This window comes from Noviherbaspirillum pedocola, assembly GCF_016632335.1.
GTDB classification, from domain to species: domain Bacteria; phylum Pseudomonadota; class Gammaproteobacteria; order Burkholderiales; family Burkholderiaceae_D; genus Noviherbaspirillum_A; species Noviherbaspirillum_A pedocola.
Genome location: NZ_JAEPBG010000024.1, coordinates 40,356 through 61,803, shown reverse-complemented (window position 1 = coordinate 61,803; position 21,448 = coordinate 40,356). Strand labels below are relative to the sequence as shown.

General features: G+C 56.8%; 18 protein-coding genes and 2 pseudogenes. 12 read left to right on the top strand and 8 right to left on the bottom strand.

The genetic code is table 11. The annotated features are described in order from the left end of the window. Positions 1 to 11: 11 nt before the first annotated feature. Positions 12 to 269, top strand: a pseudogene (gene tnpA / locus JJB74_RS28960) (IS200/IS605 family transposase); the annotation flags it as partial. 16 nt (positions 270 to 285) lie between these two features. Here the strand turns inward: tnpA and JJB74_RS28955 are convergent. Beyond that, positions 286 to 1,608, bottom strand: a complete 1,323-nt coding sequence (locus tag JJB74_RS28955; RefSeq protein WP_200598046.1) for an IS4 family transposase — start codon at positions 1,606 to 1,608, stop codon at positions 286 to 288. A 144-nt stretch (positions 1,609 to 1,752) separates the two neighbouring features. Here JJB74_RS28955 and JJB74_RS28950 point away from each other — a divergent pair. Beyond that, positions 1,753 to 1,917, top strand: a pseudogene (locus JJB74_RS28950) (transposase); the annotation flags it as partial. 265 nt (positions 1,918 to 2,182) lie between these two features. Here the strand turns inward: JJB74_RS28950 and JJB74_RS28945 are convergent. The 4 genes from JJB74_RS28945 to JJB74_RS28930 form a co-directional block, all read right to left on the bottom strand. Next, positions 2,183 to 2,710 carry a hypothetical protein gene (locus JJB74_RS28945; RefSeq protein ID WP_200598030.1) on the bottom strand — a complete coding sequence of 176 codons (528 nt, stop codon included), beginning with the start codon at positions 2,708 to 2,710 and terminating at the stop codon, positions 2,183 to 2,185. A 391-nt stretch (positions 2,711 to 3,101) separates the two neighbouring features. Continuing rightward, positions 3,102 to 3,581 carry a hypothetical protein gene (locus JJB74_RS28940; RefSeq protein WP_200598029.1) on the bottom strand — a complete coding sequence of 160 codons (480 nt, stop codon included), beginning with the start codon at positions 3,579 to 3,581 and terminating at the stop codon, positions 3,102 to 3,104. 4 nt (positions 3,582 to 3,585) lie between these two features. Then, positions 3,586 to 3,864, bottom strand: a complete 279-nt coding sequence (locus JJB74_RS28935) for a hypothetical protein (protein ID WP_200598028.1) — start codon at positions 3,862 to 3,864, stop codon at positions 3,586 to 3,588. 103 nt (positions 3,865 to 3,967) lie between these two features. Further along, the gene (locus tag JJB74_RS28930; RefSeq protein WP_200598027.1) at positions 3,968 to 5,332 is read right to left on the bottom strand and encodes a DUF1173 family protein; all 1,365 of its coding nucleotides are present in this window, start codon (positions 5,330 to 5,332) and stop codon (positions 3,968 to 3,970) included. A gap of 139 nt (positions 5,333 to 5,471) precedes the next feature. Here JJB74_RS28930 and JJB74_RS28925 point away from each other — a divergent pair, with 139 nt between their 5' ends. Beyond that, complete coding sequence (locus JJB74_RS28925) at positions 5,472 to 6,587, top strand: hypothetical protein (RefSeq protein ID WP_200598026.1); 1,116 nt, start codon at positions 5,472 to 5,474, stop codon at positions 6,585 to 6,587. A 33-nt stretch (positions 6,588 to 6,620) separates the two neighbouring features. Further along, entirely contained in the window at positions 6,621 to 6,905 is a 285-nt protein-coding gene (locus JJB74_RS28920; RefSeq protein WP_200598025.1) for an HU family DNA-binding protein, read from the top strand. 64 nt (positions 6,906 to 6,969) lie between these two features. Here JJB74_RS28920 and JJB74_RS28915 read toward each other — a convergent pair whose 3' ends face one another. Continuing rightward, entirely contained in the window at positions 6,970 to 8,424 is a 1,455-nt protein-coding gene (locus JJB74_RS28915; RefSeq protein WP_200598024.1) for a putative bifunctional diguanylate cyclase/phosphodiesterase, read from the bottom strand. A 223-nt stretch (positions 8,425 to 8,647) separates the two neighbouring features. Continuing rightward, a complete protein-coding gene (locus JJB74_RS28910; RefSeq protein ID WP_200598023.1) occupies positions 8,648 to 9,151 on the bottom strand; it encodes a hypothetical protein in 504 nt (167 codons plus the stop codon). Here JJB74_RS28910 and JJB74_RS28905 point away from each other — a divergent pair. From JJB74_RS28905 to JJB74_RS28870, 8 genes are all read left to right on the top strand, one after another. Beyond that, positions 9,150 to 9,410 carry a hypothetical protein gene (locus tag JJB74_RS28905; protein ID WP_200598022.1) on the top strand — a complete coding sequence of 87 codons (261 nt, stop codon included), beginning with the start codon at positions 9,150 to 9,152 and terminating at the stop codon, positions 9,408 to 9,410. The genes JJB74_RS28910 and JJB74_RS28905 overlap by 2 nt on opposite strands. A gap of 1,035 nt (positions 9,411 to 10,445) precedes the next feature. Continuing rightward, positions 10,446 to 11,864: a replication initiation protein gene (locus JJB74_RS28900; protein ID WP_200598021.1), complete on the top strand. Its 1,419-nt coding sequence runs from the start codon at positions 10,446 to 10,448 to the stop codon at positions 11,862 to 11,864. Between the two features lie 45 nt (positions 11,865 to 11,909). Next, on the top strand, positions 11,910 to 12,599 hold the full coding sequence (locus JJB74_RS28895; protein ID WP_200598020.1) for a hypothetical protein: 690 nt from the start codon (positions 11,910 to 11,912) through the stop codon (positions 12,597 to 12,599). Between the two features lie 487 nt (positions 12,600 to 13,086). Further along, positions 13,087 to 13,392, top strand: coding sequence for a helix-turn-helix domain-containing protein (locus tag JJB74_RS28890; protein ID WP_200598019.1), 306 nt, complete (start codon positions 13,087 to 13,089; stop codon positions 13,390 to 13,392). After that, on the top strand, positions 13,393 to 14,628 hold the full coding sequence (locus tag JJB74_RS28885) for a type II toxin-antitoxin system HipA family toxin (RefSeq protein ID WP_200598018.1): 1,236 nt from the start codon (positions 13,393 to 13,395) through the stop codon (positions 14,626 to 14,628). 365 nt (positions 14,629 to 14,993) lie between these two features. Then, positions 14,994 to 16,244 carry a ParA family protein gene (locus JJB74_RS28880; RefSeq protein WP_200598017.1) on the top strand — a complete coding sequence of 417 codons (1,251 nt, stop codon included), beginning with the start codon at positions 14,994 to 14,996 and terminating at the stop codon, positions 16,242 to 16,244. After that, entirely contained in the window at positions 16,244 to 17,323 is a 1,080-nt protein-coding gene (locus JJB74_RS28875) for a ParB/RepB/Spo0J family partition protein (protein ID WP_200598016.1), read from the top strand. The genes JJB74_RS28880 and JJB74_RS28875 overlap by 1 nt, the downstream gene beginning before the upstream one ends. 252 nt (positions 17,324 to 17,575) lie before the next feature. Continuing rightward, positions 17,576 to 18,637, top strand: a complete 1,062-nt coding sequence (locus JJB74_RS28870) for a hypothetical protein (RefSeq protein ID WP_200598015.1) — start codon at positions 17,576 to 17,578, stop codon at positions 18,635 to 18,637. 799 nt (positions 18,638 to 19,436) lie between these two features. On the opposite strand, the gene JJB74_RS28865 is transcribed toward JJB74_RS28870, so the two are convergent. Next, entirely contained in the window at positions 19,437 to 21,401 is a 1,965-nt protein-coding gene (locus tag JJB74_RS28865) for a tyrosine-type recombinase/integrase (RefSeq protein WP_200598014.1), read from the bottom strand. Between the last annotated feature and the right edge of the window lie 47 nt (positions 21,402 to 21,448).

Below are 21,448 nucleotides of genomic sequence, written 5' to 3'. Positions count from 1 at the left end.
ACTATTGGTCCATGAACGAAAACAACGACATTCGACATGGCAGGCATTGTGTATTCAAAATGCACGTGCATTTGGTCTTTGTGGCGAAATACCGCCGCAATGTATTCGATGGCGATGCCATTCAACGACTGCGCATGATCTTCGCCAAGGTCTGCGCCGACTTCGATGCGCGACTGATCGAGATGGATGGCGAGGACGATCATGTGCATCTGCTGGTCGAGTATCCGCCCAAGGTGTCAGTATCGAACCTCGTGAACAGCCTTAAAGGGCACCGCTTTAAAGGTATTACTTCACGAGTCCATCTTTGAGTACGCGCGCTGTTGCGACATGTCGCCGGACGAGGGCTGCGGAAGCGAAGCCTTTCTTGGTCTCGTTTCTGGTACTTCGGGGATGCTTGCGTAATGCCTTCGGATCGGCATGGCGAGCCATCTGCAACAGCACTCGCGCTAGTTGTGCTGTCGTCAGCTTGTCATAGCGCTCCCAGGCAGCGGGCGCTACCGCCATCATCATGCCGGCATAGTGGGTCCGGATTTCGTCAGCGAAGTAGAACGAAGAGAGTTCCAGCTCACTGGTGTGCAACTCATGGGCACTCCAGACTGCACTCTGCAATACCGCCAGCGTGTTATACGCAAGGACCGCCACGCCGAAGGCTAGCAAGGCCGCCCGCGGATGTCCCAGTGAGACGACCTCGCTGTGCAGCACCGACTCCAGACGCTGAAACAGCGATTCGATTTGCCAGCGCTGGCGATACAGGCGCGCAATCCGGCGCGGCGTGAACTGGGACGCCGGCAGATTACTCAGCAGTCGGATCGTCGTGTCGCCGTCTTCGGTCGCGCGCTCCAGATGCAATTCCACCCGGCGCAGCCGCAGGAGTTGTCCCCCATCGTCCTCGACTTCCACCGCTTGCTCATACACCGCGCCGGCTTCAATTCTTCCCCGGTACTGCACGGGCTCCACCGGCTGCGGGTTCGGTGTGCGGCCGTGTTCGCGCACGATAAAACTGCTGCCCTGACCATGCAAACCGCAAAGGATGCGTCGCGTGCTGAAGTTGCGGTCGGCAAGCCACAACTCGCCGGGCTGCGCCTGGCGTTGCGCCAGTTCCATCAAGCTGCGCTCCTGCGCATGGCCATCCTCACATGGCACCAGATCGACCACCAGATTCAGATCTGGGTCGTAGACGACCAGCGACTGCCCTGGCAAGGCCGCGCCACGAAAGCCGCGCAGTGGCTTCAGCCGTTTCTCCGTGGCCGGTAGATGATTGCCGTCGACAATCCTCAGCCGATAGCCCGGCACCGTCGGTGCCTTGTCGCTCATCATGGGCAGCAGCACTTCCTGTAAGCGCACTGCGCTTTCCTGCACCAGCGCCCGTACCAGCGAGGGAGCTGTACGCCGGATCTTGTCGTACAGGGCTTGCACCGAGACCGGCAAATCCTTGCAGGCCTTGGCAGCTGCATGCAATGACGGGCGCAGTCCCACCGCCACGACCGACATCAATTCCACCGTAGTGGAAAACAGCAACTCCCGGGTGTACTGGGTGCCGCCGGCCCGCTCAAACAGTTCGTCTATCCACGCCGGTTCCAGCGCCCGTTGCAGCGCCAGTCTGGCCATGACCGTCACCGGGCTTTGCTCAACACAACGTTCCACCACTGCATCCATGACCATCGCACACCTCCAGAAATCATTAGAGGCAGTTTCGATTGCCTAGTGCGGTGACCTCGCGGTCAGTCTATGAATTACCTTTAAAGCGGTGGCCTTAAAGGGGTATCAAGCCGCATGTTACGCAAAGAGCGTCCGGACATCCAAAAGAAGTATTGGAAAGGCGTCCTGTGCTCGCCATCCTATTTTGCAGCTTCGTGCGGCGGCGCTCCGATCTCCATCGTGCGACAGTACATCGAGCAGCAGCAAACTCCGCATTAAAGTCATGGACGGCTGCGCCGTCCGCGCTATCCTTCCCCGCCCTTAACGGCGGGGCTTGTCGCGCACCGGGTCAGCCTGGTTGTCGATGGTGCTTTGGAATGTCATTTGTTTCTCCTGATAGGAAGCATTGAGGGCCTGGCAAGCAGGATTAGGGAATCACCTGGAATGCGTAACGCCCGAACGCAATCGACCGAGGAATGAAAAAGCCCTCTCTCTGGAAACAGAGAAAGAGGGCTGGAACTTCAGTTAAGCGGCGCGGACTGGGTTAGATGAAGCACTCGGCCACAATCTGATCGTCAGCCTCGTAAAGTCGCACCCGAAGGTTGACCAACTGCTCGGGTAGCGTGCTGCCACTCGGGTCGGTGATGCAGAGATACTTCCGATCGGCGTCATAGAGCACGAAAGCAAGCTTTCCCGCTCCGATATCGTGAACCTCGAAGCCGAGGTCATCGAAGAAGGATTCAGCCTGGTGTGGCGGCTGCGCCTTCGATGCTTCCACGATCCGCGCAAGCACCGCCTGCAGGTCGACATTGCCGCCGCTGATATGGCTGGCGTAGTCACGGTTATGACGGCGCAGTACACGGGCGTGCTCGTCGGACAGACCATAGCGGTCTGGCTGTGCAAAGCGGCCGCACGACGACTCCATCGGGTCATGGATGCCGGCGCCATCATGCGAGAACAGAATTGCATGACGCGTTACGCCGTTGATGTCGTATGGCTCGAGATACCAAGCCTTGTCCGGATACGCCGTCTTCAGCAGGGAGAAAAGGTGGTCCGTTCCAATCGTCTTCAAAGTGGTTGCTCCTGTTGATATCGACTGAAGCTGCCGTGATGGGCACTTCAGCGATGGGGTGGGAAGAGGAAGGCAGCGGTGGATCTGCTGTCTTTCCGTTGGCCTTGCCCGTGGAGATGAGGAACGGGGAACATGAAGGAAAGAAAGGAACAGATAGGCGAACAGATAAGCCCGGAGATAAGGCGTCCTAGCGGGAACTCCATGGAAAAGTTTTCCACAGATTTTGTGCGTAACTAGGCACCCGGACACCACCCCGGCTGCTAAAGCCCCTGAATTGGAACAAGAATGTTTTCCGCCTAGTTTTTAAGCAGCAAAGTCGGTCGGCGGCGCCAAAGGAAATGCCCTCTTCTCGAACGGGAAAGAGGGCATGTAGGGTTACGGGAAAGGCCAGCTAGAGTGCCAGCTGTATCTGCGAGGCGTTTTGAACAACCACTGGAGCGAGGCTCCAACCGAGTTCGGCAAACGCTTCCTTGATGTGCTGATGCTGCGACTTTCGTGCAAGCTTCCGAAGCGCGTCGACGACCGCTGCGCCATCGCCCATCTCGAAGAGCGTATCGAACTCTCGCTCCCCAAAATGAAAGACGGTGAAGAAGGCGTAGCCGGGATTGGCAAAGCCGGCTTCGAAGATCCTTCTCGCGCAGTCGATGCGGTCCCGCAGGCCTTGAGGGCCGGTGAGCCCGATACGCTGACTGTAGTAGTACAGCCAGCACCCAAGCGCGAAATGCTGCTTCGCCGCCGCGGACTCGCTACGCAAGTCCCAGGCATCGAGGGTGACGTTTCTGCGCTTGGCCACACCGGGAATATCGCCGGCGTCAGCCCGCAACTTCTCCAGCTCGGCTTTACTCAGAGGCGGATAGGTTTGGCGACGCATGTTGTTATGCCCTGCGCGCCGTGATTTTCGCCATCCTGCGCTCGCGTCCTTCGGGCCAGACCATGTACAGCTTGTGCACGTTGACTGCGCCTTCGTACTCTGTTGTTCCATCATGCACACGGAAATTGAAGTGCTTGTCGCCGACATACGGGACCAGCTCCTTGACTTCGATGTGGTACTTCTCGGGGTCGATGCAGCCGGCCTTGAAATACAGGTCCGGGCGGCTTTTACTGTTAATAAACAGGATCGGACGGCGTGGCAATGCTTTCAGTTGCGATTTCATATACATCTCCATGAGTTGAAAAGCGGCGGTTGCCGCGTTGGCGTGCTCATGGAGATGCGTAACAAGCGCGAGGAAGCGCTGGGGCGGGATGCGGCGTCTTCGTTCAGATGAAAATGCCGCTATACGGATCGTCAGGGGAAGCGTCAGGCGAGGCTGGCGCAGCAACCTGCACCGGCTTGGACGGCGCGGCGCTGGAGTGCTTGGGCTTTCGCTGGCGCTGCGGCGGCAGCTCAGGGATCTCGTTGGGCGCGTTCCGCAGATTCCATGTCCACCAGGTGTCGACACCAAAGCCGTTGGAAAAATAGCGCTGCCGGAAGTCCGCATAACCGTGCGGAATCGGACCGGAGAAGTCGATGATTTCCATTGGCAGCAACGATGCTTCTTCGCAGTCATGAAGGATCATGCTCGGAAACAGCACGGCCGGTCCTGCGTCAAATGCCAGCGGCTTGGTGAACGACCGGCCCGCCGCTTTGAGCTTCGTCAGGAGCAAGCGCTCCGCTTCATTCGCATACGGAAGCCAGTCATCCGTCACCGGCATCAGCGCAAGGCTGAATACCTGACAGGACCACGCAGAAGCGACCTCGCCAGCACGCTTGAAGGGATACGGATGCGCGAGCGCGATCGCCATGACGCAGTCGCCGCGGCGCCAGGCCTCGAGCGCATACGGGAAATCCCGCTGAGTCTGTTCCCACGTCTGGGCCTGCCGCGACATCCAGATCTTCGTGAATACCTGCCGGTCGGCCAAAGGCACTGCCTCGGACAAGTCCATCCCTTCCTTCCACCGCGCTAGCGGAGCGATGATCAACACACGCGACCGCTGCTGGACGGCTTCCTCGATCTTCGCGGGATTGTTTCTGCTCCAGGCAAGCACGCTTCTCTGGCCAAGCGTCTCCTGACCGACACGGTCCAGCCGAATCCGCGCCGCCGCCTTCTCGATGAAGTGGCTCACCAGCCTTGGCTTTCTCGATCCTTCCATCTTGGCATGCCAGACATTGAGCTGCGCGACGTGCCAGATCAAGTGCAGCAGACCGTACAGGGACAGCGTCGCATCCCGCACCTCGGTCGGCACTGGGCGCAAGCCCGGCTCTATCCCGGACGGCAGCGACGGAACGTCCAGCGCCAGCCCGACTGGCCGGTTCAACCGCACTCCCCCGCTGTCCAGGTCCTCGATGGCATCCTTGCCGTACGCCTGCATGCCGCTACGGTCGTGGGACCAGGAATGGTAAATGCAGTCCGTCGAGTGTTCCGGACCGGATTGTCCATACCGCGCCAATCCATACCGGTTCGCATATTTTTTCGGCACAAGCACTTTCTGGCCGCGGCCCATGCAGCAGCACTTCACCGGCGATTTCTTCTCATGGGCCTGCGAAAGCACCTTTTCCCACGCCAGCGCGTATTGCGGCTCCGTCTGGAATGCAGCCGAATAGTTCTGTCCGTCGATCGAAATCGAATATCGCTTGGTGGTCATGGCCAGTCCGTCTTTCCTGTCCCATCACAGCGCGTCACTGGGAAAAACGTGCGCGCCGACGAGTAACAGCTATTGATAATTCATACTTGGTGTTTTATAATTAGATGTATTGTATAGCATAATTTACCGGGGATAAATCATGAACTTCAACGCCATCACCTGTCAGCAGTCGATTCGCGCACTTTCGTTGCCCGTTCCCGACTCGCATACGCTGTTCGATATCTTCGATGTGGAAGGTGATGCGATCGTCCAGGCTGTCGATGCTTTCAAGGCGGGCAATGAACGGGCGAAGAATTATCTGCGCGGGATTCTGTACGCCGTCACCCCGGCAACGAAAGAGCGCCTGATGCGCCGCGGCCTTGTTGTGCCGGGTCTTGGCGTGCTGGTCTCCATCGGCCGACGTGAGGGGCCGGAGTTCTCGATCAAGCTCAAGGCCTGGGACGAGAGTGGACAAGACAATTGCCCGGAAGCTCGCTATGTGCGGCTGACACTTGCCCGTTATCTGGAAAAGGCGTCAAAGTCCGGTACCGCGACTGCGGCGGTAGCGCCAGCAGCAACCAATCCGCCGGCTGCACGCACGCACTCTGCGCCACAGCCACAGCCACAGCCACAGCCACAGCCACAGCCACAGCCACAGCCACAGCCAAAACAGCAAGGCACCGATTCCATGGCAAATCAACCCATGCCCACGCGGATGCAGGGGCGCGGGCAACAGGCGCAGCAGGAAGAAGCGCCCTACTCCGATTCCGGCTGGCCGGGAAATGATCCTGAACAGGGACCGGCGCCGGATGGCGAGGACCGATTCAAGTCCTACCATGTCTATGGCGGCAAGTTCGCCGCATGCTTTTCCGAGGATACGACGCAGCGCGGCATTCACACCATCCGCGTGGAGGCGACCGAAGCCGTTGGGCAGCGCACCTACAATTGGAAGAACAAAGTGGCCATCCAGCTGTCGCAACGGGAGCTGCCGCTGATGCTGGCGACGCTGATGCTCTGGACGAACAAATTCGAAGCGAAGGGACACGGCCAGAACAACGAAAAGTGGATGACCCTGGAAGCGCAGCAGGGCAAGCTCTATTTGTCCGTGCAGAGCAAGGGCACTGGTGCTCGCGGCGTGGCAATCGCGCCGGGAGACGCGTACCCGATCACGACCATGATCGTGAAGCAGATGCTGGCCAATGATCCGTTCCTGACCGCCGACCTGGTGCTGAAACTGGCGATGAAGCAAGTTGAAATAATGAAATTGGGCGTATAAGCTCTTGAACCGTCTTTTAAAGGGAGAAAAGTCATGAAGAAGACTGAAATCATCGATGCAATCGCAGCACAAACCGGGATCACTCGTGCGCAAGCCAAGGAAGGCATGGAAATGCTGATCGGGTTCATCCACACCGGAATGCGCAAGGAAGGTCGCTTTGCCGTGTCCGGCCTGGGCACCTTCTCGGTCGGCAAACGCGCCGCGCGGGTGGGCCGCAATCCGGCGACCGGGGAATCGATCAAGATCAAAGCATCGAAAACCGCCAAGTTCCGCGCCGCACCGGACCTGAAGGAAGCTGCGAGCAAATTCAAAGGCTGAGCGTCAGTCAACGACTATGGGCGGGATATCCCGCCCTTTTTTTATCCGCATAAAGAATGTCCGGCTAGATGGCAGCTGGCGCGACCGGCCGACTGATCAGATAACCCTGCAGGAAGGCGCAACCCAAGTTTTTCAGAATGTCGGCCTGTTCCTGAGTTTCGACTCCTTCAGCGACCATCGAAACGTTGAGGCTTTTCCCGATGCCGATGATTGCCTGGACCAGCGCACGCGCCTTTGCGTCGGTCACAATGTTCCGGATGAAGGATTTGTCGATCTTGATGCTGTAGATCTGGAACCTGGTGAGATAGCGCAGCGAAGAATACCCGGTGCCGAAATCGTCCAGTGCGACCCGTACCCCCATGCTATTGAGACGGCGGATGTTGGCTACCGTGACGAAGTCGTCCTCCACGATCAAACGCTCGGTGATCTCGATCACCAGGTGGTTCGGCGGCAGGTTCGCTGCTTCAAGCGCATGTTCGACATCATCGCAAAAGCCGGGATCGGCTAACTGGAGCGGCGAAGCGTTCACGCTGACGACAATCGGGTTGCGGCGAGTCCGGAACCAGTCGCCCGCCTGCCGGCATGCTTCCCGCAGCACCCAGCGGCCGATGTCATGGATCAGTCCGCATTTTTCCGCGACCGGAATGAACCGATCAGGGGCAATCGTTTCCTTTTGAGCGGTATTCCAGCGTAGCAGCGTCTCGACAACTGGAATGTCGGCCGACCCTGCGCGCTGAATCGGCTGGTAGAACAGCGCAAATTCACCGCTCTCCAGCGCGTGGCGCAGCCGTCCTTCGATCATCATCTGGTCTACCGCGCTTGCTTTCATTTCCGGAGCAAACCAGCGCGCGCCATGGCCGCCGGACTCCTTTGCCGCGTACATCGCGGTGTCGGCAAACTGCAAAAGCTCGTCGGCATCCCGGCTGTCGAAGGGATACCGGGCGATGCCGACGCTGGCAGAGAGTGTGATGCTGGCGCCGTCGAGGTCATAGGGCGCTGCGAGCGCCTTCAGGATGTCGGCACCATAACCAACATCGGCATCCCCTTGAATCAAGACGGCAAACTGGTCGCCGCTGAAGCGAGAGGTGACGCCACTGCGAGAGACAACGTGGCACCGCAGCCGGTGGGCGACGGCGCGCAGGATCTTGTCACCCACGGCATGTCCATAGCAGCTGTTGATCCGACGGAAGTTATCGAGTCCTACGAAGAGTACAGTCAGCTGCTCGTCCGCCCTCTCCCCATCGGAAAGCGCGTTTCGCAACAACGTGTGAAACCGGCTGCGAGTCAGCAGGCCGGTGACCTCATCGCTGCCGCGCAATGCCATCGCAGCACTCGATGTCGCCGCAAGCAACGCGTCTTGTCTTGGAATGGCCGTGTCGCGTTGCGTGAGATGGGGAATGGGATGCGCATGCAGACCAACGGCCGGCGCAATCGCTGACACCATCCCGACGCGCTGGCCAGCCCGCGTATCCGGAAGTGCCGCCAGCACACCGTCCATCTGTACCGATGCTTTTTGCATGTGTCTATCCCATCCCTCGGTGCGGATTCGATCAGCCGCACGCCGCCATGTTTTGCTAAAAAATGCTTATCGTTAGAAGCGAAAGCATTATAAACAGTATTGCAAGCACTTGTTAACAACAATTTTGCATACGGATGCGATAACGGCAGGGAAACGTCTGCGCTGAAATCGACAGGCGAAAAAAAACCCCGCGTGCGCGGGGTTGGTTGAGTTGATGAGGTAATCAGACGAAGTCAAAGTCCGGTTCCTCTGCCTTGGTTCCAGCATGCGCTGGCTGCTGGCTTGCCGGCTCGTGCTGGGGCAGCGAACCGGTCGACGGTGCATTGCCTGCTGCTCCGCTGGTGCTGGAGCCACTGCCGTTGCTCGTCTTTTCCGAGATGGCGATGGACAGGTACGGCTTGCCCGATCCTTGCGCGGTCTTCTTCCAGGCCGCAAGGCGGAGTTCGCGGTTGAAGCCGAAAGTGCCTGCGTATGCCGGCAGCTTATCGTTGGTCGACTCCTTTTCCTTGAACAAGGCAGCGGAAATGCCACCGATGCTGAGGGAATAGAACTTCTTGCCGTCCTTTTCTTTCAGCCATGCGTGGGCTTCGAGACGCATCTTCTTGCCGTCTTTCTTGTCTTCGAGAGGAAACTCGACGAAGCCTTCGAGGACCGGCTTGCCCTGTCCAGGGTTTGCAACGGGGAACAGCGAACCGGCGGCGTTTTTGAGGATGATTGCGATAGTCATGATTGATTTCCAGAGTGAAGTTAAGGGATGCCAGACATTTGCGTTGGGCCTGGTACATCGGTATGACGCACAGGCGTTTGTAATGTCGCCGCTACATTTCCAACAAGAAAACTTCAATGCGCTTGATTTAATCCTGAATCTCAATACAATGCAAGCCTATGAATTATCACTACCCGTTACGCATAGTTGTATGCGCGTCATATTGTTCGGTTTCCTGAATCCGGGATACCCGCTCTCGCCACGTTTCCGCATGGGCTGACGGCCGTAGCGTTGGACTTGCATCGTGAGGACACTGTCTTCGGCGTAGCGGCTCGTAAGCGCCCCGACCGAATAGGTGAGAGTTTTGGGTAATGAAAGGCTCGCTGGCCAATGAAAGGTGAGAGTTTTGGGTATCGAAAACGGCCTATCGGGCAACAGGTGAGAGTTTTGGGTATCGAAAGGCCGAAAATAGGGGGATTTTGGGGGATTGTGTGTCTTAAGGCATATAGAAACGTTAATTGGCGGAACAGAAGCTACTTTGATGCAATGTATTTTGGTCTTATAAGCGCGTGTTGGCGGTTATGGATAGGCGTTATTGTGTCCATAGGTGAGAGTTTTGGGTAACGAAATCGCTTAAATCAGGTGACAGGTGAGAGTTTTGGGTAACGAAACCGGCCCTTTAGGCGTTCAGGTGAGAGTTTTGGGTAACGAAATCGCATCCGCGGTTAGAAATGGTTCCACCAAGCCACAGATGCGGAGCTAACGCGGCTGGAGATAGCTGCCTAGCATTACGTTACCGGCGTCGCTAGGCCGAGCCATAGTTCTGGATTGCTTGCACCGCAACGCGTTTATGCGATCCGAACGTAAGTGATTTTTCGCTGCGTGCAAGGAAAAACAAAATCTCGGCTACTTGTGTAATTTTCCTTGCTGGCGGAAAGGAGAACTACCGACGGCTGTGTTCGAGCATGTGAAGTCGGCGATATTTCCTGTTCGCAGCTCTTTGAGGGTTGTTTACAAGTAAACACCTTGGTAAACCTTAAAACCTTAAGGGACCGCTGAAACCCGCGCCAGATAAGGCTTTCTGGCGTTTTAGGTGAGAGTTTTGGGTATCGGAGGTGAGAGCTTTGGGTAACGAAGGTGAGAGTTTTGGGTTGCGAAATCCGTGACGGGTGAGAGTTTTGGGTAATGAAGGTGAGTGGATTGGGTAACGAAAGGAAATTCAGGTGAGAGTTTTGGGTAACGACCCGTATAGGATGACATTTTTTCGCACTCGGAAAGGTGAAATAACTTTCCGGTTTCTCACCTTTGATTCATTATGATTCTCAGTGGCAACACAATCTCTATGAAGATGGCTCGTTTAAAAAAAGCCAACATGGCTGAGACAATTAACCTTTCTGAGCAAGATCGCAACAAGGCGGGTGATCTGCAGGAATTCCGCAAGTCCAACGATGCGGTTGGGCTGCGCATAAAGGCGGGCCGCTTCACCTTCGTCTCCAGGAAGCTGCTGAATATTTTCATCTACCACGCTCAGAAAGCAGGCGCTCCTGGGCGCAACGCGCCGGCGGGTGAACCTGGCGCTAAGGGCTATTTCTGGATTCCGATGGCCGATGTGGTCGCTGGCTTCAACTACTCAGGCAATAACACGGAACTGATCAAGCGGACCGCTCAGGAGATGCAGTCGGTTAAGGTTCTTCAGACGACGACGAAGTCTTGGACCGACGAGGTGATGGTATCCGGCATCAAGATCTGGAATTCCGGCGGGATGGGAAATAAAAACGGAGAGGTGTGGCTGGGTTACGCCTTCTCTCCGACGTTCCAGGATATTGTGCTCAAGCCGGATAACAATTTCACAAAATACAGTCTCCACTACCAAAGTATTCTGAGTGGTTCGCAAGCCCTTGCCCTGTACGAAGTTTGCAGACGATATGCAACAAGCCCGTCCAAGGTCACGTACAGGCAGACTCCTGAATTCTGGTTCCATGTATTAACCGGCACGCCTATTGAGGGCGCCGATCCGGTCCCGGAGTACAAATACTTCAAACGCGATGTCTTAAAGCCAGTCATAGCGGAAATCAATTCAGCCACCGACATTGAAGTTGAGCTGGTCGAGTTCCGGGCGGGGCGAAGAGTCGAAGGACTACAGTTCAAAGTCAACCTCAAGGCGCAGGGCGCACTGGAGTTTATCCCCGATATCGAGCCGGGTCCGCTGGTCAATATGCAAGTCGTTGAGCGGATCATGCGGCTTGGAATCCCTCAGGAGGAAGCGACTGATATTTATGCCCGGCATGGGGAACAGGCAGTTTTGTCCCATCTTGATCTGGTTGAGAAGCGCCAGAACATGAAGACAGGCGCAGTCCTCAACTCGCCGGCTGCCTACTTTAAAGTCGCGCTGGCCAATGGCTATGCAAGCAACCCGCACATAGCGCAACCGGCAGCAGCCGTTGGAGATCTCGATGCCGCACCAAGCCGTAAGGACCTGGTCGCGCAATATGTCGCAGTGCGCAGCGAACAAGCTATGAGCTATCTGGCTGAACTGTCTGAAGAGGAACGCAAAGGCCTTGTAGACCGTTTCATTGACCAGGCCGGGAAGACAATTAAGGGGTATTACAGGAAAAAGGGTCTGGAGATGAAAGTCGTTCGCACGGCATTGGGACAGTGGCTGGCCAATGAGATCTGGGGTGACGTGCAGGACAGGGATGTAATCGCTTTCCATGACAAGGGCACTCTGCCCTAACTGCATCACTTTCTCACCGCTTCATGCGCATCTTTCGAGACTTTAGTGAATAACCTGGAACAAGCCGTACGTGAGCTTACGGCGGAAATCAACGGACAATTTCCGCGGCCGTGGATGACGACTATGACCGATCCGGCCGCTGCGGACGTCTTCATAGTGGGACTGAATCCTGCCAAGGCGTACCCCTCTAGTGCGGTTTCGCACCAGCGGCATATCGACGCCCTCTTCAATCGCAATGGAGAGTCGTGCCGAGGGCTCTATGCCGAGGTCACGCAGGAGTCGCGCACTCGCGGCAACATCGACCTATTGGCGGCGAAGCTTTCCGCAGCCGGCGTGTGCTCAGTGCTCGAGACAAACGTCATTTGCTACTCCACCGCGGATTCCAAAGCGCTTCGCTTGCCGGAGCATGCTGGCGGCAAGGAACGCGGCAGGGCAATTTTCAGCATGCTAACCACAGTAATTCGGCCGAAGGCGATGGTCATCCATGGTGCCGGCGTCCGAAAGGAATTTGGCAAGGTTTTTAACGTCAATCCGGACTTGCTGCCTCTTCCGACGCATGCGGCTGAGTTCTTCCATTACGACCTGGCGACAGGAACACGGGTCTTCCTTATTCCTTCGCTGGCGCTGCCAGCGTATCGCACCCAACCACCCGGAAATTTTTTCTGCAATTGGGCGGACGACTACCTTAGCAAGCTAGCGGCTCTCATCGCGGCGCATTGCAGCTCGAAAAATTGAAGGCGGCATTTGTCTTCCGTTGCGGCACAATAATTAGTGGCACACACGGTGTAGTACACGGTGCAGCACACTGTGCTGCACATGGTAAGGCATATATCGAATGCATTTCGTGCCGCGTGCAGGGATGTTCGTCATTCACCGTCTGGCCATTGTCCTGATCGAGCGGCCAGCGGTCGAGATCAAACGGCCCAGCCGTTTGATCTGGAGGAAGTGCGGGACTAGCCGCGCAGGACATGCCGCGCATGTCAGCGCGCTGAATGGCCTACGGCAGTGGGACGAAAGCTTGCGACCTGACAAGCACGATATCTTGCTTATTAACAGGAATCAAGGGGAATTAGGTTCTAAAACGCCGAGGAATGTTGTCCTGTATGGATCTTCACGGCGACGTCATAAAAAATAAACTGTAATCGTGCCGATGCTAGTCAGGCAAATGGATCGCTTTCTGTAGAATGCATATATGTGACAAAAATCATGATAAGTCCTATATATGCGACATTCCTACGAGTTCACTTCCTTTGCAGCATCTGAGGCCGCCAAGCGACTGGGGGAGCGGATTCGTCAAGCGCGCAAAGCGCAACACCTCACCCTGAAGGCGCTGGAACATCAGTGCCGAGTTCACCGCACTACATTAAGCAGACTCGAAAAAGGTGATCCGAACGTAACCTTCGCGGTCGTGCTCATGGTTCTTGAGGCGCTCGGCGAACTGCAAGAATTGGAGCTGGTATTGAGCCAACCCCATGTCCCGAGGACAAAGCGGGAAGGAGCCGTCGTTGAACTGGACACGGATTTTTAAATGGAAAGCTGCATAGTTTTTAACTGCGCCGATCCCGGGAGTCCTGTTCCCGTTGCCCGCTTTGCTCTTGATAAGAACGGCGACGGCCTTTTCGCCTATGGCAAAAGCTACCAGCGGCTTGCGAATGCGCTGCCCTTAGATCCGGTGCATCTGCCGGTCTCCCCGAAACCGCATCGGATTCCGCGCCAGCCAGATGGCTCTTACGGGGTTATCTCGGATGCGGGCCCGAACGCGTGGGGCGTCAAGCTTACCGCCAGCATTTCCCGCGTGACGAAGACCCCGGTTCCTCAGACCCCAGTGGACTGGCTGCTACACTCCTGGCATTACGGTGCCGGCTGCCTCGGTTTTTCTGCAGAGCCCAGCACACCGCCGCAGCTCGGCATGGTGCCGCAATCCACCACACAGCTGTCGGCGCGGCTCGTCAAAGCCATCGAGATGCTGGCCACGCACCCGGACGAGGACCTGGACCAAGAAGCCATCCGCTTGGCGCTCCCCGGTGGGAGCCTCGGCGGCGTGCGCCCCAAGACGGTGGTATTGCACGAGGGGAAAGAGTACATCGCGAAATTCTCGCGGCCAGATGACCCTTTCGATCTTCCGAAAGTCGAGTACGCAACCCTCATGCTGGCCTTCCGCGCTGGAGTGCGCTTGCCCGATTTTGAGCATGTGGAGATTGGCGGCAGGTCAGTGCTCTTGATCGAACGCTTTGACCGGACGCGCGACGGCAAACGGATCCATTACATCAGCGCCAATTCCCTGATAGGCATGGGTCGCGTGACTGACAACGACTACAAGACCAGATATTCCTATGCCGGGATCGCCGAGGCCATGCGAGGCATTAACGAGCATGTGGTGGAAGACAGTCATGAGCTGTTCCGCCGCATGGTGATCAACATCCTGGTGGGCAACGTGGATGACCATATGCGGAATCACGGGCTGATCCTCTCCGACAACGGCAAATATCGCCTGTCGCCGGCATTCGATATCGTGCCGCACATCGATGCTGCCTCGATGCCGCAGTGGATCGGCGTGGGTGCGCACGGCCGCGCCAGCACCATAGAGAACGCGCTCTCTCAGCGCGGCCGCTTCCAACTTACCCACGACGAAGCGATTGCGATTATCAATCAGGTCAGAACTGTTGCCTCGGGATGGCGGGCAATCTTCCAGGAAGCAGGGGTTTCCCAACGCGACATTCTGCTCTTGGTATCATGCTTCGGCGCAGCAGAAGGACCGGGCTGACCGCTCCACACGAGCGGAATTTTGAATGGATGTTCAGCGCATTGCTAGTATCTTGGGTGCAGAAATTCCCCCTCAGTCAATGACCGCCGCCCCACAAGTCTGCCACGCGCCGGCTTTTTCGCAAGGCTGATTCGCAGCTAATCATGCAGTCGGCGGCGCGCACCATGTCATCGTCGAAAGATCAGGCGGCACAGCCAATCTTTAACCGCTTACCACCTTTCGCTAGCAGATCGGAAAGTTTACTTGCATTCTGGTTGTTTACTTATTAACCTGTCGCCAGTTATACACTTTGCAGCCGAACCCATGAAATGTGTAGAATGCGCGGCTGCATGTAAAACACGACGCCAACTAACTAGAGAGCACCTATGACAACTACCGCAAAGGCAAAACTGCCAAAAACGCAGGTGCCGGCGGTATCAATCCACGCTAACCAGTTCTCCAAGGTGAATCGGATTAGCCTTGATGCCATCTCTGACATCGCCACCCACGCCAGTGACATGCTGGTTGAGGTGCGCGAGAGCATGTTGAAGCCCCATCCTCGAAAGCATCCTCCAGTTTATACGACTGCTCAGGTAGCGGCTCTATGCAAGATTGATCGCATGAAAGCCAACTACTTCGTGTCTTCACGTAGCGACCTAGAACTGCCCACGGGTACCCTGTCCGGCAAAGGGAGCAGCCGTATATTCTCGTTGGAAGAGGCACGTGAGTGGGTCAAGAAAGTCGGTCCATACAAGAAGCGCGGTGAGAACGCCCTGGGCAAAAAGATTGCTATTGGTAATTTCAAAGGCGGCGTGAGCAAGACGTCGACCGCGATGACGCTCGCTCAGGGTTTGACACTGTGCGGCCGCGATGTGCTGATCATTGATCTCGACCCACAGGCATCGCTAACTGCGTTGACCGGCCTACTTGCAGACAGCGAGGTCACCGAGGAGCAGACCGTTCTACCTCTGATCTACGGTGAGCAGACGTCACTTGAGTATGCGGTACAGAAGACTTACTGGGATGGCATCGATTTGATTCCGGCAAGCGCGGCGCTCTTCAGCGCCGAATTCTATTTGCCGTTCAAGCAGAGCAAAGATTCGAAGTTTCAGTTCTGGAATGTGCTGAACAAAGGTCTTGAGCCTTTGCTCGACCGTTATGACGCGATCATTATCGACACGCCCCCTGCCCTGTCGTACATGACCATTAACGCATTCATGGCAGCTGACGGCCTGGTGATCCCGACGCCCCCCTCGGCGCTGGATTATGCGAGCTCCACACAATTCTGGAATCTGTTCGCCGATCTGTCGGCAAACATGAAGCAGAACGTCCCGGGCTTGGAAAAGAATTTCGACTTCATCCATGTGCTGCTCGCCCGTGTGAATACGCAGGATGCCGCCACTCATGTCGTTCGCGAGTGGATCAAAAAGACCTACGAAGGGCTCGTGCTACCGATGGAAATCCCCGAGACGACCGTTACCAAGAGCGCGGCCGCGGAGTTCGGCACCGTCTACGACATTTCGAAATACGAGGGCTCGCTGAAGACGTACCAGCGCGCACGCGAAGGTTACGACCGCTTGGTCGAAACCATCGACATGCAGCTAGTCGCTCTGTGGACCGCTGAGGAGAATCTTTAATGGGTATGAAGGAACGTTTGGCTGCCAAGGCGGCGGGCATCGGCAGCACGCCTCGGCCAACGCAGGAGCGATCCGACGCTGCGACGCCACGGATACCGAAAACCGCCCCCGGCCAGCTGATGGCTTCCCTGCCCTTTATGGCAGAAAAGGAGCGTGAAGTTGAGGAACTGCAGCAGCGACTCGCCGAGGCAGAAAGCAGGCTCGCACAAGCGGGTGGCGGTGAGCAAGAGATCGCCGAGCTTCGGGCTCGACTGGAACAGGTACAGCAGGAAGCCGCGCAGACAGCCGGCCAAGGGCTGGACGTGCCTCTTGATCAACTGATTGAAATACCCGGCCGGCGGCGCAAACTCACTGAAGGGCAGTTCGCCGAATTAGTGGAAAATCTCCGGATCAACCCGCTCGTTCAGGCCATTACGGTGCGCAGGCGCGACGATGGAAAGTATGACGTGGTGTCGGGAAATAACCGGGTTGCGGCATACCGTGAGCTTGGCCGCCACTCCATCACTGCGGTTCTTCTGCAAGGTTCAGATGAGGAAAGCGATCTCAGCGCATTCTATGCGAATCTTCTGCAGCCCTCGCTGCCGGACTATGAAAAGTTCCTGGGCTTCAAGCGGAGGGAAAAGCAAAGTGGAAGGAGGCGCGTCGAGCTAGCCGCTGAAGCGGGCATTTCCGCGAGCGCAGTGACCGAGTATTTCTACTTCGAGCGTCTGCCGGCAGAAGTTTTGAGCCAGCTGGATGCACGTCCTGAGATTCTTGGCGCGAAAGCAGCGTTGAAACTGGCCCAAGCTGCTGAAGCCGGCAATGTCGATCTGGTGATCGAAGCCGTGCAAATGCTTGCTCGAGACAGCCGCTTCACCCAAGCGCAGGCGGTGGGCTACGCGTCGAAAAAGAAAGCCGTGCCCCCTACCCGTCCAGAACCTCGCGTCATAAAGGATGGCAAGCAGATTTTTGCGAAAATCGTCGCGAAAGAAAACCGCGTGATTGTCGATTTTCCGGCTGGGATAGACCCTGCCAAAACTGTCGAGTGGGCTAAGGAAGTTGAAGAATTTCTGCGAGGAAAGCTGAAGGCGTCGCAGTAATCGGCGCCCTCCCCTATCACTACATCAAGAGCGAGAAACGCTATGTGAGATTGAAACGCAAGTAGTGAGTCCCAAAAAGACAAAAGCCAGAGTTGGCCCTCTGGCTTCGGTCTATTAGGTTTGGCTCGCACTGACTAGTACGATAGATTCCGATTGGCGTCGGAACCAGGAACCCCATCAAGTTCCCCATTCTATCCAAAAATCTGTGCCTGTCAACCGGGGACTCCTTTTTCTTAACGAAAAGGAGTAACGATGACCTTCCCCCAAGTGATGACGGGACGGGCGGTTGCCTGTGCACGTCCACTCCCCGCGGCTCTTATTGAGGCGCGGGCTGCCGTATTTAACCCTCTGCTCTGCCAGGACCTGAACCAGACCGCCAGGCGCGTACTGTTCGGAATCCTAACTTTTCTCAACTTGGCGCGGCTGCATAAGGCCGTCTTCCCAAGACGTGACCTGCTACGCGCAGAGTCTCTGCTCAATTCGGAGCCAACCTTGTATCGCGGCCTGAAAGCGCTTGAAGTGGCAGGCTATATCACGCGCTCGCAGGAGCGCCGCGTCCATAACGGGGAGTTCTCACTATCCCCAATAACGGTTACAAAGAAGGCATTGTCTATGCTGGGCCTGAGCGGACTTATTCACAAACAGCGGTCTCTCAAAGTGAGAGACGGCCAATATATAGAACATACCAAACCCGAACAGTCTTTACAGAATACAGTCCAGCAAGCTGAAGTCGCTCGGCAAAACTTAGCGCCAAAAGACGCAATAAGCAGCCCGCAGACTTGTGGCATACGAGCCGACGAATCCGCTCCGGTGAATGACATCGATCCGCACACGGGATTACCGAAGGACCTACTGCGGCTGATGGCATTGGACGTGAGCAAGGGTGCCATATGCTGGCTCATGAAGCAGGCCCGAGGGGCTGGCGTTCGACTCAGCCACGTCGTTGCCACCGTCTGGCATCGAATTCGCTCGTTACGAGGCCGCGAAGTCGTGTCATACCTCAAGTTCATGGTCCACATGAAAATGGACTTTGCCTTCGTTGCGAAGCAGTGTGCTGACACGGCCGCAAAGGAGCATGCGGATACACGCGCTAGGGCAATGCTCGAGTCTCTTGGCGAACGATATCGTGGCTTCGAGCTGGTATCTGCCGACGGCGTTATGCTCGGCGTTTTCGAGCCCAGTGCATCCGGACTGCACGCGATCGTTGGTGCACGTGGCTCCATCCCCGTGAATCTGGCATTTGCAAAGCAGGTCTTGGCAGGGGGACTGCGATTACGCGCGCCGCAGGATCTGTATGTGCATGCATACGCGTAGAACTGGATAGGCGAATGCAATGACGATCACGAGTTGACGGATTGCGGATGAGCGTTACTTCGGCAGGTACCGACGGTCGTCCGGCGCTTGTCGAACTGCATGCGTCCTAATGCCGCGCCTTCGTGGGCAAGAATTCGGAAGCATAGAAACTGGCCAGCGGCACCGTGGTTTCATTTACTGCACTCGTTGCCGAGTAAGTGCGCCGCCCCCTATCTTCGCTATGGTTCTCACCTGAATACATGCAAAAAAGTTGGAATTTCCAACTCTTTAAAAATCAGACACTTACAAACTTCGTGTGTCGATTGCGATGGTGATGAAAGTCCTTCTTAAAAAGTTGGAATTTCCAATTCTTTAAAAATCAAGGGTATACGAAAGTCATGCGTACGCTGCCGCGAGTGTGCGGTGTAAACTCATGCGGTTACCCTGCCGCAGCGCATTGAGGTGAAAGTCGGCTGATTCGTGTGCGAGTCTCCGTTCACCGGGGTCGCTTATTTCCATCAAACGTAACGCAGCCAGCGTACCGTCTCTTGCCCATTAAGCTCGAGAGATGTCGCGTCCTGGTGAAAACGAAGGGCAGGTGGCAAGTAGGGGAGGGCGCTGTTGCATCCTCATTCCATGCTGTAGCTCGCGGAGACAGCCATGAAGCGCGATTGCGACGGAGTCGATAGGATCAGCCGCCGGTCAGCCGAGTCGGAGTGGGCGGGAAAGCTCGCGGCCATTTTCATTTGCACCATAGGTGCAATGCCGGAACGCGAGAAGAGGAAGCGCCAATAGCGATAAAGCAAGAGCGACTCGACAGCTAAAAAGTCGCCAAATCGCCTAGCTTTTCTACCTCCCGGCTGCGCTTGTCCTTTTCAGAAGTGACATAGACGGACGTCGTGGTCAATGATGTATGGCCCAAGAGTTCTCGGATGGTTTCCAGCGTCATGCCATTGTGAATGCCGTGTGTGGCAAAGGTATGGCGCAGCCAGTGGGTCGAGGCGCTGTTGAGCTTTCGAGCGGTATCGAAATCCTCTTGCGAGACGGAACGGGCCACTTCCGCAAAGAAGGCCTTCAGCACCTGGTACAGCCGCGAAGAGGTGAGCGGGTCATCGGGCGTTCCCGGACGGCCAGGAACCGGGTGAGCGGCAATGAGCGGTGTTTCGTTCGGTATGTTGCGCCAGCTTTCGTGGCCGCGGTAGTGGAAATAACTGCGGATTTCATTTACCACCTGAGGATTTAGCTGGACCCACCGCTTCTTGTTGCCCTTGCCGGTGACGCCAATTTCCCAGCTGAGATCCGACTCGCCGGCGCGGGTAAACGATCGCAAATTCCCGCTGCGCAGTGCAACCAATTCGGAGAGCCGGCAGCCGGTGCTGTAGGCGAGAGCGAGAATGAAACGTAGACGGTAATAGCGCGCATCCTGAGGCATTTTCAGCAGATAGGCCTTCACTAGCCTCCACTCTGCGACCGTCAGCGACCTGGAGATGTCGAGCCCTTCCGTTCCGCGTCGGGCCAGGTGCGGCATCGCCTTGAAAGGATTGTTGTGCAGGTATTTCTGCTCGGTCAGCCATTGCATCATGCTCTGCAAGACGACCAGCGAGTGCTTCTGGGAGCTTTCCGAAAGCGGGCCCTCAAACGGCCGCCACAGAGGAGAAAACCGCTCGATTCCGCGCTGGCCGATCCATCGCTGCTGCGGGATCCGGTTGTACTGCGCCCAGACTTCGGGCGTCTGGCGGCCGAGATACCAGAGGAAATCCCGATACCGGATGCAATCTTCCACCTTCAGCGAGCTGAGTGCCTTGCCGGCCTCGAGGACCGACCATAGGAGAAAGCGCTCGGCTTCCTTGCGGTACGTGCGAACGGTATGGCTGCCGGCCTTATATCGCGCCAGCCAGACCTGGATGGCCTCATAGTCGTTTCTCGCGTTGAGCGACGATCGCTCCCCCCGATTGGTGCCGAAGGCGCCATTGAGCTCGTGTGGAACATGAAAGCTTTCCAACGGCACGATATCGGTCGTCATTGCGCGCGGCGCAGTGAGGGCAACAGCCCACTCCTTTCGAGGCTTGATTCCTCGCCCGGAGACTTTCACCCCGAGTGCAGCCTCAGTCTCCGGTAGCAAAAGCCAGTCCACGATCTGCTTTGCGGCTTTGACGCCAATCCGCGGCACCTTGGTGTACCAGCGAAAGCCATGGTTGTTGACCGCGCCGACGAGCTGCTCGAGCGTGTACAGGCCGGCCGCCTGCAACCGCTTGGCGATGGCGGGGTCGAGCCAGCCGCCCACGGCATCGGACAGGCTCGGATCGGCGTTGGTGAGGTCCTCGATCTTCCGCAGAATGGCAAGCTGCTTGTTGCGCAGCCGGTTGTTGCGTTCGGTTCGCCGATCGAGGCCGGGCGCCGCATTGCCGTATTCTTCTTGAAAGAGATCAATCAGCTCCTGTTCGGTGAATGTCTCATACGGGTCGCGCTCCTCGCGGAACGCTTCCAGCGTCGGCACATGCGCGCCATACGTTACCCGAAGCGCCTCTGGCGGGAGCCGGATCAGGCGGGCGTTGCTGCCCGTCCGCTTGGCCGCAACCATCAACTGGCCACGAATCCACTTCAGCATTGACTTGGCCACCCGCAGATCCAATTCACCTTCGCCGCCCAGATCCTCGGTCGTTTCCAGATAGCGGTCGGCCAAGGCGCGAAGACTAATTCCGTCCAGGTAGCCTCGATAGAAGGCGAAGTGGTGGCGTCCGAGCTGGATCAGTACCGTGCCGCGATCGGTCCAGGAATAGGGCATGAAAAGAATCTTTCCAAAAGAAGAGGTCGAACTGCTACAAGTGGCAG